Consider the following 19,209-nt stretch of genomic DNA (forward strand, 5'->3'; position numbering starts at 1 on the left):
CTTTCATGTGTTTGGTTGATGGATTTGGATGCGTCCGGCCGCAGGCGGAGCGGGCGTGCTTCTCGATGACTCTGATCGCGATCCTCGTGGCCACGCTGGCGGCCGGCATCGGCAGCGTGTGGCTGGCCGCGGCGCTCATGGGCCTGGGCTTGCTGCGGTCGGCCGAACGCGGCAGCCGACCGGCGGCCCAGCATCTTCTCAGCCTGGCCGCCGGCGCCTTGCTCGCCACCGCCTTCATGCACCTGCTGCCCGAGGCGTTCGAGAGCGGCGCCGAGCCGCAGCCGCTGTTCCTCACGCTCCTGGTCAGCGTCGTCTTCTTCTTCCTCCTGGACAAGGCGGAACTCTGGCACCACGGCCACGAACACCACGGCCACGGCGAGGTGCCGGCCACGCATGCGCATGCGGCATCGCACCCCGGCGCGCCCGCAGCAGCCCACGACCGGCACCCGCATGCCCACACGGCGCATGGGGCGCCGGACGCGCACGGTCATGCCCCGCACGGCCCGCACCTTCGCTCCGGCGGCTGGGCGGTGCTCGCCGGCGACAGCGTGCACTGCTTCGGCGATGGCGTGCTGATCGCCTCGGCCTTCGTCGCCGACCTGCGCCTGGGCCTGGTCGCCGCGGTCGCGGTGCTGGCGCACGAGGTGCCCCACCACATCGGCGACCTGGCCGTGCTGCGCCAGACCAGCGGGAGCCGGCGTGCCGCGCTGCTGAAGGTGTCGATGGCCGGCGCCGTGACGCCGCTGGGTGGCCTGGTGGGCTGGTGGCTGGTCGACCAGCTGCACGGCCTGCTGCCCTTCCTGCTGGTGGTGGCCAGCAGCAGCTTCATCTACGTCGCGCTGGCCGACCTGATTCCGCAGCTGCAGCGGCGGCTGGGCCCGCGCGAGACGGTCGCGCAGGTGCTGTGGCTGGGCGTCGGCATCGGGCTCGTCGCCCTCGTGAGCGCGTTCGCCCACGTGCACTGACGCCTTGCTCGGCAGCAGCAACGTTTGGTTGCCCGCCGCCAAGCTGCTCCTACACCGGTTCGTCCCTTGTCCGACAGGGTCCGGCCCGACCTCGTCCTAAGGTCCCTGGGGTCGGCGGAACCAGTCCGCCGCAGACGAACTTGCTTCGATAGGAGAACGGACATGGCTTCACGTGACTGGGAAGACCGCGACCGGCAGCAGGGCCCGCAGGGGCGCTGGAGCCAGGACCAGGGCCGCGAGCGTGACTCGCAGGCGTCGCAGGGCGCCCGCGGCCTCGGCTGGGAATCGGCCCGCGGCTACGGCGACATGGGCTCGCAGCAGTCGGGCGGCTACGGCGGCTATGGCGGCGAGAACCACGGCCAGGGCCGGGGCGAGCAGGGCGGCGGCCGCCGGGATGACGGCCGCGGCGGCGAGTTCGGCGGGACCGGCGGCGAGTTCGGCGGCCAGTCGGGCTGGGGCCGCGGCGGCTATGGCGGCGAAGGCAGCTACGGCGGCCAGTCCGGCTACGGGCCGGGCGGCTACGGTGGCCAGGGCGGCTACGGCGGCGGCCAGAGCGGCGCCGGCGGCTGGGGCAGCGTGCAGGGCGGCCCGGCACGCCACAGCCAGGACAGCTGGCGCGGCCACGACGAGAGCTATGGCCAGCAGCACGGCCAGCCCTACGGCGGCATGGCGACGAACTACGGCCAGGGCGGCACGGCCAGCAGCTACGGCCAGGGCGGCTATGGCAGCCAGGGCGGGCAGTGGGGCGGCCAGCAGGGGCAGTACGGCGGCATGCAGGGTCACCGCGGCGGCATGCAGGGCGAGTCGTTCTACGGGCGCGGCCAGAGCGGGCTGGGCGGCAGCCATCCTGGCAACGTGGGCTGGGGTCCCGAGCACCAGGGCGGCCAGCAGGGGTACGGCCAGGGCTCCAGTTCCTACGGCAGCAGCCAGGCCCATGGCCAGCAGGGCGTGGGCAGCTCCGGCGGCATGCAGGGCTACGGGCAGCAGGGCGGCTTCGGCGGACACCAGCCGCACCACCACGACCCGGACTACCACCAGTGGCGCGAGGAGCAGATCCGCAACCTCGACAACGATTACCACAACTGGCGCCAGGACCGCTACAAGAAGTTCTCCGAGGAGTTCAACAGCTGGCGGTCCAGCCGCAGCGGCGGCCAGGGCCAGAACAGTGGTGTGCCCCAGCAGGACGTCGGCGCGCAGCAGCAGGGCGCATCCGGTGCCCAGGGGCAGGGCGCCAGCGGCGCCGGCGGCTCGGGCGGCGGCTCGATGAACGACCTGCGCGGCTCCAGCGGCATGGGCACGGCTGGCAGCTCGATGACGGGCGCTGCCGGCACCCAGGCCTCCTCGGGTGCCGAGGCGGTGCCGGGCGGCGGCAGCACCAGCGCCACCGGGTCCGGCACGGGGACCTCCGGCACCGGCACCTCGGCCAGCACCACGGGCTCGCCGCGCAAGTAACCCACCTTTTTCCCGACTTGGCGGCGCCTTCCGGGCGCCGTCTTCTTGAAACCAGGAGCAAACGCATGCACAAGACCATGAAACTCTCGGCCGTCGCGCTCGCGATGGCGTTCTCGCTGGGCGGCGCAGTCGCCCAGACATCCAGCGGATCCGCGCCCTCGGGCACGGGCGGCGCGGGCACGTCCGCCACCGGCGGCCGCTCGGCCCCCGCGGCGCAGCCGTCCACCGGCACGCGCCAGTCCGAGACCAGCAAGGACGACAAGGTCGCCAAGGGCGACCGCCGGTTCATCGAGCGCGCTGCGGGCAGCGGCATGTTCGAGGTCCAGGTGTCCCAGCTGGCGACGACGCGCGCGAGCAGCCCCGACGTGAAGAGCTTCGCCGGCATGCTGGTGGACCACCACACCAAGGCCAACGACGAGCTCACCAAGATCGCCAACAGCAAGGGCGTCGAGCTGCCGGCCGCGCCGCCGCGCGCGATGCGGCGCGACATCGAGCAGCTGGGCAAGAAGAACGGCCAGGAGTTCGATCGCGACTACATCCGCAACGTGGGCATCAAGGCGCACGAGAAGGACATCAAGGAGTTCGAGAAGGCCAGCAAGGACCTGAAGGATCCGGAACTGAAGGCCTTCGCCGACAAGACCCTGCCCCAGCTCAAGGAGCACCTGGCCCAGGCGCAGAAGCTGAACACCGGCATGGGCGGCGGTGATGCCAAGGCCGGCGCGGCCGGTGGCCAGACCGGCGGCGGCGCCAGCACCAAGACCGGCGGCGGCAGCGGCGCCAACAAGACCGGCACCTGAGGTCGCGCGGCGGACCGTCCTACGCCGGCGTGGGACGCGTCCGACGCCGCCGCGCCCCGCGCGGCCCAACAATAATGGCGGCCGCCGCGAAGTCTGCGGCGCTGGAGAAGTCGGTGGTCGGTCGCAGGGTCGTGTGGGGAATGGTTGCAGGGGCAGCGGGTGCGCTGCTGCTCGCGCGATGGGCCAATGCCGCGGGAACGATGGAGGTCGAAGCCGAGATCGGCGCCGTCCATCCGTCGCCGCCCGACCCTGCCGCCAAGCCGACGGCCAAGGCTGCTTCGGCACCCCGGCGCGCGCTCGGCACCGGCTTCGCGGCCGAGGCGGCGCGCAACGTCACCCGCCTGCCGCCCGAAGAGCGACAGGCCCGTGCCTTCCTGCGCACCGCCGCCGTCACCGCCCGGTTCGAGGTCGAGGCCAGCCGCCTGGCCGTCGCCCGCGCCCAGAGCGCGGGCGTGCGCGAGTTCGCCGCCGAGCAGCTGCAGTACCACCAGGCGGCCGATGCCGAGATCCTGCACCTGCTGCACGGCCGCGCCATGGCGCCGCCCATGATGGAGAACGCCCAGCGCAAGGCCCTGGCCCGGCTGGCCAGGATGTCGGGACCCAAGTTCGACCGCGAGTTCATGGAACTGGTCGGGGCTCGCCGGCAGCGCGAGGAGGTGCAGATGTACCAGCAGGCCCTGCTGGGCGTGCGCGATCCGGTGCTCAAGGGCTGGATCGAGCGCCAGCTGCCCACCTTGCGCGAGCAGCAAGCGGCGGTGCAGCGCATCGCCGGAGACGGCCGGCGTGCCCGGCCGGAGGGCTGGCGACCTGCAGCGCTGCCGGGCGCCGGCAGCCGCGGCTAGCGCGTGAGATAGCCGGTGACGCGCCAGCGGCCGTCCGGCTCGCGCACGGTGGTCACCACCTCCTCGATCTCGCGCTGCTCGAACTTGCTGGTGAACACCACGCTCACGTAGTCGCCCGGCGGGCGGCCCTCCAGCTCGGTGCGGTAGACCGATTCCGTCGGCGTGCGCTCCACCAGTGCGCCGAGGTCAGTGCGCACCTTCGGCACCGCGTCCATCCAGCGCGCCAGCGGCACGGCGCCCCGGAACACGGCGGACGAGGTCTCCCAGGCGGTGCCCCAGTCGCGGCGGTCCAGCAGGCTGAGCCAGCCGGCGGCGGCGACCCGGCCGGCGGCTTCCTTCTCGGCCGCTTCGGGGCTGGTGGATGCACTGGCGGCCGGCGCCGGCGACGCCGCGGCGGCGGGGGCGGGCTTGCCGCCGGCCGAGGACGGCGCCTTGAGCTGGGCGAACGCGGGGCCGCCGAGGGCGGCAGCCGCCAGGGCGACGGCGGTCAGGGTGGAGCGGTACATGGGCTTGGGCATGGGCATGGGTCCGATTGGAACCGATTCGCGGCCGTCCTGCGGCCCGGCCGGCCGGGCAACGGTCTGCGCCGCCGGTTGGCCGGGGGGCCCGGACGGGCCCGCCTCACGGCGTTCCGAAGCCGCCGCCACCCGGCGTGTGGATCTCGAAGACGTCGCCCGGCTGCATCTGCGCCGAGCCGATGTGGTCGAGGTCCTCGGTGCTGCCGTCCGCGCGTACCACCCGGTTGATGCCGACCTGGCCAGGCTCGCCGCCCGCCATGCCGAACGCGCCGTGGCGCCTGCCGTTGGACAGGATGCTGGCCGTCATCGGCTCCAGGAACCGCACGCGCCGGATGCCGCCGTTGCCGCCGGTCCAGCGGCCGGCGCCGCCCGAGCCGGCCCGGATCTCGTAGCTGTCCAGCCGCACCGGGAAGCGGAACTCGAGCACCTCGGGATCGGTCAGGCGCGAGTTGGTCATGTGCGCCTGGACCACGCTGGTGCCGTCGAAGCCGCCGCACAGCGTGCCCTGCTCGTCGTACAGGCCACCGGCGCCGGAGCCGCCCGAGATCGTCTCGTAGTACTGGTGCCGGGCGTTGCCGAAGGTGAAGTTGTTCATCGTGCACTGGCCAGCGGCCATCACCCCCAGCGCGCCGTAGATCGCGTTGGTGATGCAGGTCGAGGTCTCGACGTTGCCCGCCACCACCGAGGCCGGCGGGTTCGGGTTGAGCATCGAGCCGGGCGGGATGATGACCTTCAGCGGCTTCAGGCAGCCCGCGTTCAGCGGAATGTCGTCGTCCACCAGCGTGCGGAACACGTACAGCACCGCCGCCATGCACACCGCGGTGGGCGCGTTGAAGTTGTTCGACTGCTGCGGGGAGGTGCCGCTGAAGTCGATCTCGGCGCTCCGGGCCGCGGCGTCGACGCGGATCGCCACCCGGATCTGCGCACCGTTGTCCAGCTGCAGCGTGAACTGGCCGTCCTTCAGGCGCGTGATGACCCGGCGCACCGATTCCTCGGCGTTGTCCTGGACGTGGCGCATGTAGGCCTGCACCACGTCGAGACCGAACTGCCCGACCATCTTGCGCAGCTCCTGCACGCCCTTCTCGTTGGCCGCGATCTGGGCCTTGAGGTCGGCCATGTTCTGCGCCGGGTTGCGGCTGGGGTATTCGCCGCTCTGCAGCAGCGCGACCATCTCGGCCTCGCGCAGCACGCCGCGGTCGACCAGCTTGACGTTGTCGATCTGCACGCCTTCCTCCTCGATGCGGGTCGAGAAGGGCGGCATCGAGCCGGGCGTGGTGCCGCCGATGTCGGCGTGGTGGCCGCGGCTGCCGACGTAGAACAGCGGCTTGCCGCCGGCGGCGTCGTCCAGGTAGACCGGCGTGATCACGGTCACGTCGGGCAGGTGGGTGCCGCCGTGGTACGGGTCGTTCAGCACGAACACGTCGCCAGGCGCCATCCGGCCGGCGTTCTCGCGCACGACGGTCTTGATGCTCTCGCCCATCGAGCCCAGGTGCACCGGCATGTGCGGCGCGTTCGCGATGAGGTTGCCCTCGGCATCGAACAGGGCGCAGGAGAAGTCCAGCCGCTCCTTGATGTTCACCGAGTAGGCGGTGTTCTGCAGCTGCAGTCCCATCTGCTCGGCGATGTTCATGAACAGGTTGTTGAACACCTCCAGCAGCACCGGGTCGACCTGCGTGCCCGCGGCATGGCGCGCATCGCGCGGGACGCGGCGGTCGAGCACGATGTGGTCGAGCTCGGTGACCGCCGCTTCCCAGCCGGGTTCCACCACCGTGGTGGCGTTCTTCTCCGCGATGATGGCCGGGCCGGGCACGACGTCGCCGGGGCGCAGGTCCTCGCGCACGACCAGGGCAGCCTCGTGCCACCGGCCGCCGGAATACATGCGCACGGTTTCCCGGCGCGGCACCTCGCGCCGCTCCTGCAGCGCGTGCCGCTGTTCGGCCGGCGCGTCGCCCGCGACGACCGCCTCGACGGACACGGCTTCGACCACCAGCGCCTTGCCCTGCATCAGGAACGAGAAGCGCTGGCGGTAGGCGGCCTCGAAGGCCTGCTGGATGGCGGCAAGCGGCCCGAACGGAACGACGAGCGCGGCGTCGCTGCCCTCGTAGCGCACGTGCACGCGGCGCGCGACCCGCACCTCGCCGGCACTGACCTGCTGGCGCGCCAGCTCGGCCTGTGCCGCCGCGGCGAGCGCATCGAGCCGCTCGGCCACCTGGGGCAGCGCCGCGGCGGTCAGCGGCAGCTCCACCGCCTGCTCGCGGATCACGTTCTGGTCGGCCAGACCCATCCCGTAGGCCGACAGCACGCCGGCCAGCGGGTGCACGAACACCCGGGTCATGCCCAGCGCGTCGGCCACCAGGCAGGCATGCTGGCCGCCGGCCCCGCCGAAGCACTGCAGCGTGTAGCGGGTGACGTCGTAGCCGCGGGCCACGGAGATCTTCTTGATCGCGTTGGCCATCTGCTGGACCGCGATGTCGATGAAGCCCTCGGCCACCTCTTCGGGCGCGCGCCCGGTGCGCCGCGCGATCTCGCCGAACTTGTCGGCCGCCGCTTCGTGGCTCAGGGGCTCGTTGGCCTCGGGTCCGAACACCTTCGGGAAGTGGCGCGGCTGGATCTTGCCGACCATCACGTTCGCATCGGTCACCGCCAGCGGGCCGCCGCGCCGGTAGCTGGCGGGCCCGGGATTCGCGCCCGCGCTCTGCGGCCCGACGCGAAAGCGCGCGCCGTCGAAGTCGAGGATCGAGCCGCCGCCGGCCGCCACCGTGTGGATGCTCATCATCGGCGCGCGCATCCGCACCCCGGCCACCTGGGTCTCGAACTCGCGCTCGAACTCGCCCGCGTAATGCGACACGTCGGTCGACGTGCCACCCATGTCGAAGCCGATCACCTTGGCATGGCCTGCCAGCGCCGCGGTGCGGGCCATGCCGACGATGCCCCCGGCCGGCCCGGAGAGGATGGCGTCCTTGCCCTGGAAGGCATGGGCGTCCGTCAGGCCGCCGGAGGACTGCATGAAGAACAGCTTGACGCCGGGCATCTCGGCCGCGACCTGCTCGACGTAGCGGCGCAGGATGGGCGAGAGATAGGCATCCACCACGGTCGTGTCGCCCCGGCTGACGAACTTCATCATCGGGCTGGTGCCGTGCGAGGTGCTCACCTGGGCGAAGCCGACCTCGCGCGCGATGCGGCCGGCGGCTTCCTCGTGTGCGGTGTGGCGGTAGCCGTGCATGAACACCACCGCCACGCTGCGCAGGCCCTCGGCGTGCGCCGCCTGCAGCGCCTGGCGCAGCTGCGCCTGGTCGAGCGGCTCCAGCACCTGGCCATCGGCCGCGACGCGCTCGCGCGCTTCGATCACGCGGCTGTACAGCAGCTCGGGCAGCAGGATGCGGCGGTCGAAGAGGCGCGGCCGGTTCTGGTAGGCGATCCGCAGCGCGTCGCGGAATCCCCGCGTGGTGACCAGGACGGTCGGCTCGCCCTTGCGCTCCAGCAGCGCATTGGTGGCCACCGTGGTGCCCATCTTCACGCACTCGACCTGCTCCGGCCGGATCGGCTCGCCCCGGGCCAGGCCCAGCAGGTGGCGAATGCCGGCCACCGCCGCGTCGCGGTACTGCTCGGGATTCTCCGACAGCAGCTTGTGGGTGACCAGGCTGCCGTCGGGCCGGCGCGCCACGATGTCGGTGAAGGTGCCGCCGCGGTCGATCCAGAATTGCCAGCGGGCAGGGGCGACGGATGGGTTCGGAAGTGCTTGCATGGGGCTCTTGGTTCGGGGCGCTCGGCCCTCCAATTTACTGCGTGTAGTAAGGCACGAAGATCGCGTTCGCCTCGTTGCCGACGCTGCGCACCCATTCGCGCGAGAACTTGTCGCCCATGCGCCGCAGGTCGGCCTCGAATTCCGGCGGCGCGCGCTCGATGCGGATGCCGTGCGCGCGCAGCACGTCGGTCGATTCCTTCAGGATGGCCTGGCTGCGCTCCCAGCCGCGTGCCTCGGCGGCCTGTGCCGCCTGCAGCACCGCCCTCTGCTGGGGCGGCGGCAGCGCGGAGAACGCGCGTTCGGCCACGAACACCACGTTCTTCGGGAACCAGGCGTTGATCTCGTAGTAGTGCTTGATGGGCCCCCAGACGGCATTCTCGACCCCGGTCACGGCCGAGGTGATCATGCTGTCGATGGTGCCGGACGCCAGCGCCCTGCTGACCTCGACCATCGGAACGTCCACCGGCGTCGCGCCCAGCATCTGCGCGATCCGCAGCGTGGTGCCGTTGTAGGTGCGCATGCGGGTGCCCGCGAAATCCGCCGAGCCGCGGACGGGCCGGCTGGTGAACAGGCCCTGGGGCGGCCACGGCACGGCATAGAGCACGCGCAGGCCCTGGGCGGCGAAGCGCTTCTCGACGAGAGGCCGCTGCAGGGTCCAGAGGCGGCGTGCGTCCGCATAGGTGCCGACCAGGAACGGGATCGAGTCGACCCCGGCCATCGGCATCTCGCCCGCCAGGTTGGTCATGATCGTCTCGCCGGCTTCGGCGCGGCCGTCCTGCACCGCCCGCGGGATGTCCGCCAGCCTCGCCAGGCTGTTGTTCGGATGCAGGCGGATGCGCAGCTCGCCGCCCGTCGCGCCCTCGACCTCCTGGGCGAACTCGGCCAGGTTGATGGTGTGGAACGTCTCGGCGCGGTACCCGGTGGCCAGGTTCCAGGCCGTGCCGGACCGCGCAGCGCAGGGCTGCGCCAGCAGGACGGCCAGCGCGGCCGCCAGGACAAAGGAATGCATGGGCTGGCTCCTGGACGCGCTCAGCGGGCCTGGCCCATCAGCAGGTCGGGCACGATGGTCACGATCGCCGGAAAGACCGTGATCAACACGATGCACGCCACCAGGCAGCCGAAGAACGGCAAGGCAGCCCGGGCGATCCGGTTGCTGTCCTGTCCCGTCATGTTCTGCAGCACGAACAGGTTGAAGCCCACCGGCGGGGTGACCTCGGCGATCTCGACCAGCAGGATCACGAAGATGCCGAACCACACCAGGTCGAAGCCGGCCTTCTGGATCATCGGCATCACCACCGCGGCGGTCAGCACGATCATGCTGATGCCGTCCAGGGCGGTGCCGAGCACCAGGTAGACCGCCACCAGGGTCGCGATCAGCGCGTAGGGTGACAGGTGCAGGCTGTCGACCCATTCGGCCAGTTCGCGCGGGATGCCGGTGAACGCCATCGTCTTGGTGAGGAACGCGGCGCCCGCCAGGATGAACATGATCATGCAGCTGGTGCGTGCGGCGCCGGCCAGGCTGTCGCGCAGGCTCGGCCAGCTGAGCGAGCCGCTCCAGGCGGCCAGGGCCAGCGCCCCCACCACGCCATAGGCGGCGCACTCCGTGGCCGTTGCCCAGCCCGCCACCAGCGACCAGCAGACGAACACGATGAGCGCGGCGCAGGGCAGCAGGTTGCGCGACAGCTTCAACTTGTCGACCAGGGTGGTGGTCGGCTCCGGGGGCGGCATGCGGTCGCGGTGGCGCAGCGACCACCAGCCGATGTAGCCGGAGAACAGCGCCATCAGCAGCAGGCCGGGCAGGAAGCCTGCCAGGAAGATGCGGATGATCGAGGCGTCGGCCGCGACCGCATACACCACCATCGTGATCGACGGCGGGATCAGGATGCCCAGTGTGCCGGCCGTCGCGAGGGAGCCCATCGCGATGCGCTCGTCGTAGCCGCGGCGCTTGAGCTCGGGCAGCGACACCTTGGCGATCGTGGCGCAGGTGGCTGCCGACGACCCCGAGACCGAGCCGAAGATGCCGCAGCCCAGGATCGTGGTGTGGAACAGCCGGCCGGGCACCCGGTTGAGCCATGGCGCGAGGCCGCGGAACATCTCCTCGGACAGCTTGGTGCGGAACAGGATCTCGCCCATCCAGATGAACAGGGGCAAGGCGGCCAGTTCCCAGCTGGCGTTGCTTTCCCAGAACGCCGAGAACAGGTTCAGGCCGGGTTCGCTCGAGGTGAGGAACGCCTGCCCGACCCAGCCGCAGATCGCCAGGGTCATGGCGATCCAGACGCCGCCGGCCAGCAGCAGGAGCATCAGGGCCAGCAGGATCGCGCCGGCGGTGAGGGTGGTCATGCGGGGGTCCTTAGACGTCGGAGGAGAAGTCGCCCTGGGCGTGCCGCTCGCGCACCAGGCGCACGAAGGTCGGCTCGCCGCCCCGCAGCACGATCACGAATTCGTCGGCCACCGCCAGCAGGAACAGCAGCGAGCCCGCGGCGAAGCTCAATTGGGGAATCCAGATCGGCACGGCCCAGACCCCCTGCGCGACTTCGTGGAACTGCCAGCTCTGCCAGGTGAAGCGGCACGCCCAGAAGGCCAGGTAGGCGACGGCCGCCACCGCCAGGGCGAGGCAGCCCAGCTCGTAGCGGCGGCGGGCGGCAGGCGCGCAGCGTTCGAGCAGCAGCGTGACGCGCACGAAGTCGCCGTGCTTGAAGGCGTGGGCCATGGTGAGGAACGCCGCGGCGGCGCACAGCCAGGCAACCAGGTCGTTCACCGCCCCGGTCGGCCAGCCGAATTGGCGGCCGACCGACTGGCCGACCATCAGCAGGCACATGAGCGCGATGCAGGCGGCCCCCAGCCAGCCGGCCAGGCCGAACAAGCCGTCGAGGGCGGCCCGCCAGGCGCCGCCAGCGGGCGCCTGGCGGGCGGGGGACAGGGCAGGGGCGTCCATCGCGGGCTTCATTTGCCGTGGTAGGCGTCGATGACGGCCTTGCCTTCCGGGCCGGCCTGCCGCACCCAGTCGGCCGTCATCTGCTCGCCGATCGTCTTGAGCTCCTTCTTCAGGTGGTCGGCGGTCGGGTCGATCTTCATGCCCTTGGAGGCGAGTTCGCGCAGGTACTCGCCGTCCTTCTGTTCGCTCACGCGCCAGCCGCGCTGCTCGGCGGCGGCGGCCTGCTGCAGCAGGGCGTCGCGGGTGGGCTTGTCGAGCGCGTCGAACGCCTTCTGGTTGACCACCACCGCGTTGCGCGGCAGCCAGGCCGCAACGCCGTAGAAGTACTTGACGCTCTCGTGCAGCTTGCTGTCCACGCCACTGGCGCTGGAGGTCAGGAAGTTGTCGACGCCGCCGGTGGCCAGCGCGGCCGGCAGCTCGGCGAGCTGGATCGTCACCGGCTGCGCGCCCACGGCACTGGCGATCTGCGAGGTCGCCGGGTTGTAGGCCCGCATGCGGGTGCCCTTGAGGTCCTTGAGCGCCGACACCGGCTTGGCCGAGTAGAGGCTCTGCGGCGGCCAGGGCACCGTGTACAGCAGCTTGATGCCCTGCGCCGCCAGCGTCCTGGCGAGCAGCGGCCGCGACGCCTCGTCGAGCCGGCGCGACTCGGCATAGCTGGTGGCCAGGAACGGGATCGAGTCGACGCCGAACACCGGCGCTTCGTTGGCGAAGCCGGACAGGATGAACTCGCCGGCCGCCACTTGCGATGACTGCACGGCGCGCTTGATCTCGTTGGCCTTGAACAGCGACGCGTTCGGATGGACCACGATGCGCAGCTTGCCGCCACTGGCCCTGGCCACGTCGTCGGCGAACTGCTGCAGGTTCTGCACCTGGAAGGTGTTGGTGCCGTAGCCCGAGGGCAGGTCCCATTTGACCTGGGCATGCGCTGCCCAGGCGGCGGCCAGCGCGGCCGCGCCGATGATCCATCGTTGCATTGATCGCTCCTTGGGGTTACTGGAACTCGAGCTCGCTGTTGAGCAGGTCGGTCACGAGCATGTGGCCGGGAATGTGGGTCACGCACAGCGGCAGGCGGGCCTGGCGGATGGCCATCTGCGGCGTGACGCCGCAGGCCCAGAAGACCGGCAGCTCGCCCTCGCGGATCTCGACGGCATCGCCGAAATCGGGCCGCGCGAGATCGCGGATGCCGATGCGCCCCGGGTCGCCGATGTGCACCGGCGCGCCATGCACCTTGGGAAACCGGCTGGTGATCTGCACCGCGCGGATCGCGTCGGCCGGCAGCATCGGCCGCATCGTCACCACCAGCGGGCCGCCGAACGGGCCGGCCGCCTCGGTGGGGATGTTCGTGACGTACATCGAGACGTTGACCTGCTGCTCGATGTTGCGCACGCCGATGCCGTGGGCGATCAGGGCTTGCTCGAACGAGAACGAGCAGCCGATCGCAAACGTGACCCAGTCCGGCTGCCAGAGGGCCAGCAGGTCGTCGACCTCCCGCTCGAGCTCGCCGTCACGCCAGACGCGGTAGCCCGGCACGTCGCGGCGCAGGTCCAGGTCGGCCGCCACGGCGGCAAGGGTCACCTGCCCCGGCTCGCTCACCCCCAGCAGCGGGCAGGGCTTGGGATTGCGCATGCAGTAGGTCAGGAAATCCGGCGCCCAGCGTTGCGGGACGATGGCCAGGTTGGCCTGCACGTGGCCGGTCGCCACGCTGCTCGTGTCGCCGCGCAGGCGGCCGGCGCGGATGGCGCGTCGGGCCTCGGCGCCGGTGCTGTAGCTGTCGGGAAGCGGATGCATGCGGCGGATTATTCGGATGCCGGCCGCGGCATCAAACGAGAAATTCAGCAGGCAGCGTCAAGAAAAACCCAAGCTGCGCACCGTCCGGGGGCGGTGCCCGGAGCGGGTGCTCAGGGCTGCGCAAGACGGGTGCACACGCGCGCCACCAGGTCGGCCACCGCGTCCACCACCGGCTCGCGGCCGGCCCTCGGCCGCACCAGCAGCATCCGCAGGGGCGCCAGCCGCGGCCCGCACGGGATCTCGCGCAGGCGCCCTTCGGCAAGGGCGGCTCCGACCACGCGCGAGGGCATGGCCGCGATGCCGTAGCCACCAAGCAGCACCGCGTTGATCGCGGCGATCGAGGAGAACGGGTTGATGCGCACGCCGATCACGTTGGCCAGCGCGCGGCGCACGTCGTGGTAGGCCGGCGTGTCCCGCACGAAGGTCATCACCGGCTGGCGGGCCAGCACCGCCTCGAAGCCCTTGGCATCGGTCACGGCTGCCGCGATGGCGGGATGGGCCACCCACAGCATGGGGTCCTGCGCGAGCGGCACGCTCTCGTACAGCTCGCCGTCGACCTCGTCGGCGAGGATGGCCATGTCCAGGTGGTCGGTGCGCAATTCCTCCTTGAGGCGCGGCGTCGAGTCCGAATAGAGCTCGACGGTGATGCCGGGGTAGACCTCGGTCAGCTCGCGCAGCACGTCGGGCAGCCAGGTGTGCACCACCGACTCGATCACGCCCAGGCTGATGATCCCGGTCTGCGCGCTGCCGTCCTGCACCGACTTCTTCATCGCGTCGCGCAGCGAGAGCATCTGCTCCGCATAGGGCAGCAGGCGCTGTCCTGGGGCGGTGAGCGCCACCCGCCGGCTGTCGCGTTCGAACACCCGCACCCCCAGGTCCTCTTCCAGCGTCCGGATCCGCTCGGAGATGGCGGCGGGCGTGGTGTGCAGCCGGGCGGCCGCGGCACTGAAGCTTCCCAGCTTGGCGATCCAGTAGAAGGCCTCGAGGAAACGCAGGTTCATGCGGCGACTCTACCTGAGCAGCCGGCTGCCACGGTGCGGTGCGACCTAGGCCAGCGCCTTGAGCAGCTGCCGGTTCACCTCGTCGGGCTCTTCATGGTGCAACCAGTGGGTCGCGTTGGGGAAGGGCACCAGTTCGCCCTGCCGGCACAGCGCCAGGGCCGCGTCGGCCAGGCCGCGGTCGAGGAACCGGTCCTGTTCGCCCCAGAGGATGGTGACCGGCAGGTCGATCGGCCGGGCCGGGGTGGGCGGATCGAACGCCAGCGCCCGGTACCAGTTGAGCATCGCGGTGAGGGCGCCGGGCTGGACCCACTGCGCCTGGTACCGCTGCAGCAGATCCTGTGGCAGCGCCCCCGGCCGCGCGGAGTCTTCCATAGCGCGCCGCAGCCAGGCGTGGCCGCCCGCGCGCAGCAGCAGCTCGGGCACGACCGGGATCTGGAAGGCGCCGATGTACCAGCTGCGCAGGAACTGGGTGGGATGGCGCATCGCGTGCATCCCGACGGTGCCGGGATGGGGGCCGTTGAGCACCACCACGCGCTTCAGCCGTGCCGCCTGGGTCGTGGCCAGATGCCAGGCGACGACCGCGCCCCAGTCGTGCCCGACGACCGAGAACCGGGATGCGCCGGCGGCGTCGGCCAGCCCGACCACGTCGAGCGCCAGCAGGCCCAGGCGGTAGTCGAACACGGTCGCCGGCTTCGACGACCCGGCGTAGCCGCGCTGGTGCGGCGCCATGACGTGCAGACCGGCACCGGCCAGCGCCGGCACCTGCCGGTGCCAGGCGTCGCCGGACTCCGGGAAGCCGTGCAGCAGGATGACCAGATCGCCGTCGTCCGGCCCGTCGACGATCGCCTCCAGCCGCTGGCCGTTCGCCTCGAACGTGCGGGTGTGCATGGCGCCATTGTGGGCGCTGGCCTGCTCTGCCGGATGCGCCGTTGCGCTCGCTTTCCGGAAGAGCACGCCGGCGCGCCGGTGTCCGGCCGGCGCGTTAGAGTCGGGCATGGCTTCCGATCCGCTGCGCCACGAGGCGCCCGACCTGGAGCCGGCGATCCGCACCGTCGCCGGCCGTACCCCCCTGGTGCTCGACTCGCCGCACAGCGGCACCCGCTACCCCGCCGACTTCGACCACGCCTGCGACCGGGCGCTGCTGCGCACCGCCGAGGACACGCACGTGGAGAAGCTCTACGACTTCGCGCCCGCCCTGGGCATCGCCTGGGTCGAGGCGCTGTTCCCGCGCAGCTACCTGGACGCCAACCGCAGCGAACGCGAGATCGACGTCGAGATGCTCGATGGGCCCTGGACCGGACCGGTGGAGACCGATCCGGTGGTGCTGGCCAAGGTGCGGCTGGGCAAGGGCCTCATCTGGCGCAACACCGACGACGGGGTGCCGCTCTATGCCCGGCGGCTGCGGCCGGCCGAAGTGGCGGCGCGCATCGAGCGCTGCTGGCGGCCCTACCACGAGGCGGTGGCGCGTGCGATCGACGAGGCCCACGCCCGGCACGGCTACAGCATCCATGTGAACTGCCATTCGATGCCGGCCGTGGCCGGCAGCCACGCCACCCTGTACCCCGGCGTCGCCCATGCCGACTTCGTGGTGGGTGACCGCGACGGCACCACGGCCTCCCCGAGGCTGTCGGCGGCGCTGGCCGATTTCCTGCGCGGCCGCGGCTACTCGGTGGAAGTGAACTTCCCGTACAAGGGTGTCGAGCTGGTGCGCCGCTACGGCGATCCGGCGCGCCACCGCCACAGCATCCAGCTGGAGGCCAACCGCGCCCTCTACATGGACGAGCGCAGCTTCGAGCTGCTCCCCGGCAGCGAACGCCTGCGGCGCGACCTGCAGGACCTGGCCCGCATGCTGCTGGAGACCGATCCGCGCCGCCTCTGAGCGCTGACGGCTGCCCCCACGGCGGCCGCGGGATGGCAAGACGCGCCGGTTTCCCGGCGCTTATGCGCGCATCGCAGGAACGGCCGGCCGCCCATACTGGCTGCACACCCGCGAGAGGAAGGCGCGGCACGGGCCCTCCTTTCCGCCGCCCCGTTCCATCCCGCAGGAGCCTGCGTGTCCCTCACCATCCGCGGCCGCCTGATCGTCGGCTTCAGCCTCATGGCCGGCTTCATGGCCGCCTACGGCCTGTACGACGCCTACGAGACCACCCAGCTGCGGGAGACGCTGCGCCGCACGCAGGGCAAGGCGACGCTGCTGGCACGGTGCCAGAACGCACTGTGGGAGCTGCGCTATGGCTTCCCGCAGTTCTTGGTGTTCACGGACGCGGAGAGCCGCCAGCGCATCACGCAGGGAGAGCCGGCGCTCTACCGGACGTTCGACGACAACATCGGCGCCTTCGCGAGTTCCGACGGCCTCACGCCGGAGGAAGTGGAGGGCGCGCGCGCGGTGCAACTGGCCTTCGAGCGGTACAAGACGGCGCGGCCGCACTGGTTCCAGCTGATCGCGCAGGGCAGGATGGACGAGGCCACCGAGTGGCGCGCGGCGACCACCACGCCGTTCGGGGCGGCGACGGTCCGGGCGGTCGCGCAGCTCGTGGACGCGAGCGGCCGGCAGGATGCACTGCGACTGGAGCGGCTGACCCGCGAGGCCCAGCTGCGCCACGCGATCGCCGCCGCCGTGCTGCTGTTCGGCGCGCTGCTGACGGCCTGGATCGTGGTGCGCAGCGTCCACCGTCCCCTGGGACGGCTGCAGGGCACGATCGCGCGCGTGGCCGAGGGCGACCTGCGGGCGCGCACCCACCTGGGCTCGCGGGACGAACTGGGCCAGCTGGCCGACAGCTTCGACCGGCTGCTGGACGACCACCTCTCGGCGCTGGACCGCGTGCAGTCGGAGAACGACGAACTGACGCGGTCGATGCAGGCCCTGGTGGAGGCCGAGCAGCGGGTGGAGGCCGGCGAGCACCTGATGCGGGTGATGGCCGACAACATGCCGGTTCGGCTGGCGTACTGGGACGCCTCCCTGCGTTGCCAGTTCGCGAATCGCCGCTACTGCGAGGTGCTCGGCGTCGAACGCGAGCAGTTGCTGGGCGCCAGCCGCGATGCCCGCGTGTTCCAGGGCGAGGACACGCTGCGGCTGGAGCCCGAGCACGTGGCGGCCGCCCTGGGCGGGGTGGTCCGGCAGGTGGAGCAGGATGCGCGCGACGCCGATGGCCGCGAGACCGCCTGGATCGTGCATTACCTGCCGCACTTCGTCGCCGGCGAAGTGGCCGGGTTCTTCACCGTCGCCCAGGACGTCACCGAACTGCGGCGCGCGCGGGACGCCGCCGTCGCCGCCAGCCAGGCCAAGAGCCGGTTCCTCAGCAGCATGAGCCACGAGATCCGCACCCCGATGAACGCGGTGGTGGGCATGCTCAGCCTGCTGCAGCTCACCCCGCTGGACAGTCGGCAGAAGGACTACGCCGACAAGGCCGAGGGGGCGGCGCGCTCGCTGCTGTCGCTGCTCAACGACATCCTGGACTTCTCCAAGATCGAGGCCGGCCGCATGCAGCTGGAGCCGCGCCCGTTCTCGCTGGACGCGCTGCTCAACGACCTGTCCACGATCCTGGCCGGCGCGGTCGGGCGCAAGCAGCTCGAGGTGCTGTACGACATCGATCCGCGCATCCCCGACCGGCTGGTGGCCGACGACATGCGGCTGCGCCAGATCCTGATCAACCTGGGCGGCAACGCCGTGAAGTTCACCGACACCGGCGAGGTGGTGGTGCAGCTGCGCCTGGTGGCCGCGGGCACCGGTGCGATCCGGGTGGAGTTCGCGGTGAGGGACACCGGCATCGGCATCACGCCGGAGCAGTCTTCGCGCCTGTTCGACGACTACGCCCAGGCCAGCGGCGAGATCGCGCGCGCCTTCGGCGGCACCGGGCTGGGCCTGAGCATCTGCCGCCGGCTGGCCGCGATGATGGGCAGCGAGCTGCACGTGCAGAGCACTCCGGGCCAGGGCAGCCGGTTCTCGTTCGAGCTGCTGCTGCCGCTGGCAACGCCGGTGGCGGAGGCCGTCGACACCCTGCCGGTCGAGCGCGTGCTGATCGTCGACGACAACGTCGTGGCCCGCGAATCGCTGGCCGCCATCGCGGTGGCGCAGGGCTGGAAGCCCGAGGCGGTCGCCAGCGGCGAAGAGGCGCTGCAGCGCCTGGAAACCGGCGGCACCCGCTACGACGCCATCTTCGTGGACTGGAACATGCCCGGGCTGGACGGCTGGGAGACCAGCCTGCGCATCCGCGAGCTGCAGGCGGGCCAGGACCCGCATCTGCTGCTGATGCTCACCGCCTACGGCCGCGAGATGCTCAGCCGCCGCCCAGCTGCCGAACAGGCACTGGTGGACGGCTACCTGGTCAAGCCGGTCACTGGCTCCATGGTGCAGGCGGCGCTGCGCGAGGCCCTGGGCGCGCAGCGCCGCGAGGCCACCGAGCCGCGCGCCGACCAGCCGCTGGCGGGGATCCGGCTGCTGCTGGTGGAGGACAACGTGGTGAACCAGCAGATCGCCGACGAGCTGCTCACGCGCGAGGGCGCGCAGATCGAGATCGTGGGCGATGGACAGCAGGCCATCGAGCGGCTGTCGCGGGGGCCGCGGCCCGACCTCGTGCTGATGGACGTGCTGATGCCGGTGATGGGCGGGCTGGAGGCCACGCGCATCATCCGCGGCGCGCTGGGCCTGCGCGATCTGCCGGTGCTGGCCATGACAGCCAACGCGCTGGACACGGACCGCGACCAGTGCCTGGCCGCGGGCATGGACGGCCACGTGGGCAAACCTTTCGTGCTGGAGGACCTGGTGCGCCTGATCCGGCACCACGTCGACGGCGGCGCGCAGGACCGCGCCGGGACGGGTGGTCCGGCGCCGGGGCACGATGCGCTGGAACACCTGCCGCTGTGGGACCGGGAGCAGGCGCTCACGGTCCTGGGCGGGCGGCCCGAACTGCTGGAGCGCATCGTCGGCGTCTTCGCCGAGGATCTGCGGCGCATGCTGGCGGCGCTGCGCGACCGCCCGACGGACGCCGAGCTGCTCCGGTGCTTCCACACCCTCAAGGCCTCGGCAGGCGGCGTGGGGGCGAGCCGCCTGGCCGAGGTGGCGGCGCAGGCCGAACTGCGCGCCAGGCGCGATCCGGCCGCCGCCGGCGAGGCCGTGCCGGCCGTGCTGGCCGTCGCCGACGCCACGCTGGCCGTGCTGGCGTGACG

The 19,209-nt window shown here is 71.7% G+C and carries 15 protein-coding genes; 6 read left to right on the plus strand and 9 right to left on the minus strand.

Going from position 1 to position 19,209, the window contains the following annotated elements; translation table 11 throughout:
* The first annotated feature begins 65 nt into the window (after positions 1 to 65).
* The 4 genes from VFE82_RS05710 (at position 66) to VFE82_RS05725 (ending at position 4,056) form a co-directional block, all read left to right on the plus strand.
* Positions 66 to 965 carry a ZIP family metal transporter gene (locus VFE82_RS05710; protein WP_324999280.1) on the plus strand — a complete coding sequence of 300 codons (900 nt, stop codon included), beginning with the start codon at positions 66 to 68 and terminating at the stop codon, positions 963 to 965.
* Between the two features lie 162 nt (positions 966 to 1,127).
* Positions 1,128 to 2,417, plus strand: a complete 1,290-nt coding sequence (locus VFE82_RS05715; RefSeq protein WP_324999281.1) for a hypothetical protein — start codon at positions 1,128 to 1,130, stop codon at positions 2,415 to 2,417.
* Between the two features lie 65 nt (positions 2,418 to 2,482).
* A complete protein-coding gene (locus VFE82_RS05720; protein WP_324999282.1) occupies positions 2,483 to 3,214 on the plus strand; it encodes a DUF4142 domain-containing protein in 732 nt (243 codons plus the stop codon).
* Positions 3,215 to 3,414: 200 nt separating this feature from the next.
* Positions 3,415 to 4,056, plus strand: a complete 642-nt coding sequence (locus VFE82_RS05725) for a DUF4142 domain-containing protein (RefSeq protein ID WP_324999283.1) — start codon at positions 3,415 to 3,417, stop codon at positions 4,054 to 4,056.
* On the opposite strand, the gene VFE82_RS05730 is transcribed toward VFE82_RS05725, so the two are convergent.
* The 9 genes from VFE82_RS05730 to VFE82_RS05770 all read right to left on the minus strand — a co-directional run bounded on the left by VFE82_RS05730 (position 4,053) and on the right by VFE82_RS05770 (position 14,931).
* Positions 4,053 to 4,580 (minus strand): DUF4019 domain-containing protein, encoded by a 528-nt coding sequence (locus tag VFE82_RS05730; protein ID WP_324999284.1) that lies wholly within the window; start codon positions 4,578 to 4,580, stop codon positions 4,053 to 4,055. The two genes, VFE82_RS05725 and VFE82_RS05730, sit on opposite strands and share 4 nt — an antisense overlap.
* A 97-nt stretch (positions 4,581 to 4,677) precedes the next feature.
* The gene (locus VFE82_RS05735) at positions 4,678 to 8,319 is read right to left on the minus strand and encodes a hydantoinase B/oxoprolinase family protein (RefSeq protein ID WP_324999285.1); all 3,642 of its coding nucleotides are present in this window, start codon (positions 8,317 to 8,319) and stop codon (positions 4,678 to 4,680) included.
* Positions 8,320 to 8,353: 34 nt separating this feature from the next.
* Positions 8,354 to 9,328 (minus strand): TRAP transporter substrate-binding protein, encoded by a 975-nt coding sequence (locus VFE82_RS05740; RefSeq protein ID WP_324999286.1) that lies wholly within the window; start codon positions 9,326 to 9,328, stop codon positions 8,354 to 8,356.
* A 20-nt stretch (positions 9,329 to 9,348) separates the two neighbouring features.
* On the minus strand, positions 9,349 to 10,659 hold the full coding sequence (locus VFE82_RS05745; RefSeq protein ID WP_324999287.1) for a TRAP transporter large permease subunit: 1,311 nt from the start codon (positions 10,657 to 10,659) through the stop codon (positions 9,349 to 9,351).
* Positions 10,660 to 10,669: 10 nt separating this feature from the next.
* A complete protein-coding gene (locus VFE82_RS05750; protein ID WP_414708726.1) occupies positions 10,670 to 11,254 on the minus strand; it encodes a TRAP transporter small permease subunit in 585 nt (194 codons plus the stop codon).
* An 8-nt stretch (positions 11,255 to 11,262) separates the two neighbouring features.
* Positions 11,263 to 12,228, minus strand: coding sequence for a TRAP transporter substrate-binding protein (locus tag VFE82_RS05755; protein WP_324999288.1), 966 nt, complete (start codon positions 12,226 to 12,228; stop codon positions 11,263 to 11,265).
* A gap of 16 nt (positions 12,229 to 12,244) precedes the next feature.
* Positions 12,245 to 13,042: a putative hydro-lyase gene (locus tag VFE82_RS05760; RefSeq protein WP_324999289.1), complete on the minus strand. Its 798-nt coding sequence runs from the start codon at positions 13,040 to 13,042 to the stop codon at positions 12,245 to 12,247.
* A gap of 110 nt (positions 13,043 to 13,152) precedes the next feature.
* The gene (locus VFE82_RS05765; protein ID WP_324999290.1) at positions 13,153 to 14,043 is read right to left on the minus strand and encodes a LysR family transcriptional regulator; all 891 of its coding nucleotides are present in this window, start codon (positions 14,041 to 14,043) and stop codon (positions 13,153 to 13,155) included.
* A gap of 45 nt (positions 14,044 to 14,088) precedes the next feature.
* Complete coding sequence (locus VFE82_RS05770) at positions 14,089 to 14,931, minus strand: alpha/beta fold hydrolase (protein WP_324999291.1); 843 nt, start codon at positions 14,929 to 14,931, stop codon at positions 14,089 to 14,091.
* A gap of 106 nt (positions 14,932 to 15,037) precedes the next feature.
* On the opposite strand from VFE82_RS05770, the gene VFE82_RS05775 reads away from it, so the two are divergent.
* Positions 15,038 to 15,922, plus strand: coding sequence for an N-formylglutamate amidohydrolase (locus VFE82_RS05775; protein ID WP_324999292.1), 885 nt, complete (start codon positions 15,038 to 15,040; stop codon positions 15,920 to 15,922).
* A gap of 174 nt (positions 15,923 to 16,096) precedes the next feature.
* Entirely contained in the window at positions 16,097 to 19,207 is a 3,111-nt protein-coding gene (locus tag VFE82_RS05780) for a hybrid sensor histidine kinase/response regulator (protein ID WP_324999293.1), read from the plus strand.
* Positions 19,208 to 19,209 lie beyond the last annotated feature (2 nt).

Origin of the sequence: Ramlibacter sp., from assembly GCF_035655895.1 — a bacterium.
Lineage (GTDB): Bacteria > Pseudomonadota > Gammaproteobacteria > Burkholderiales > Burkholderiaceae_C > Ramlibacter.

What these genes read in the sequence shown, in the direction of transcription:
- VFE82_RS05710 (WP_324999280.1), top strand. Translation starts at nt 66, where the DNA reads ATGACTCTGATCGCGATCCTCGTGGCCACGCTGGCGGCCGGCATCGGC.
- VFE82_RS05715 (WP_324999281.1), top strand. Translation starts at nt 1,128, where the DNA reads ATGGCTTCACGTGACTGGGAAGACCGCGACCGGCAGCAGGGCCCGCAG.
- VFE82_RS05720 (WP_324999282.1), top strand. Translation starts at nt 2,483, where the DNA reads ATGCACAAGACCATGAAACTCTCGGCCGTCGCGCTCGCGATGGCGTTC.
- VFE82_RS05725 (WP_324999283.1), top strand. Translation starts at nt 3,415, where the DNA reads ATGGAGGTCGAAGCCGAGATCGGCGCCGTCCATCCGTCGCCGCCCGAC.
- VFE82_RS05730 (WP_324999284.1), bottom strand. Translation starts at nt 4,580, where the DNA reads ATGCCCATGCCCAAGCCCATGTACCGCTCCACCCTGACCGCCGTCGCC.
- VFE82_RS05735 (WP_324999285.1), bottom strand. Translation starts at nt 8,319, where the DNA reads ATGCAAGCACTTCCGAACCCATCCGTCGCCCCTGCCCGCTGGCAATTC.
- VFE82_RS05740 (WP_324999286.1), bottom strand. Translation starts at nt 9,328, where the DNA reads ATGCATTCCTTTGTCCTGGCGGCCGCGCTGGCCGTCCTGCTGGCGCAG.
- VFE82_RS05745 (WP_324999287.1), bottom strand. Translation starts at nt 10,659, where the DNA reads ATGACCACCCTCACCGCCGGCGCGATCCTGCTGGCCCTGATGCTCCTG.
- VFE82_RS05750 (WP_414708726.1), bottom strand. Translation starts at nt 11,254, where the DNA reads ATGGACGCCCCTGCCCTGTCCCCCGCCCGCCAGGCGCCCGCTGGCGGC.
- VFE82_RS05755 (WP_324999288.1), bottom strand. Translation starts at nt 12,228, where the DNA reads ATGCAACGATGGATCATCGGCGCGGCCGCGCTGGCCGCCGCCTGGGCA.
- VFE82_RS05760 (WP_324999289.1), bottom strand. Translation starts at nt 13,042, where the DNA reads ATGCATCCGCTTCCCGACAGCTACAGCACCGGCGCCGAGGCCCGACGC.
- VFE82_RS05765 (WP_324999290.1), bottom strand. Translation starts at nt 14,043, where the DNA reads ATGAACCTGCGTTTCCTCGAGGCCTTCTACTGGATCGCCAAGCTGGGA.
- VFE82_RS05770 (WP_324999291.1), bottom strand. Translation starts at nt 14,931, where the DNA reads ATGCACACCCGCACGTTCGAGGCGAACGGCCAGCGGCTGGAGGCGATC.
- VFE82_RS05775 (WP_324999292.1), top strand. Translation starts at nt 15,038, where the DNA reads ATGGCTTCCGATCCGCTGCGCCACGAGGCGCCCGACCTGGAGCCGGCG.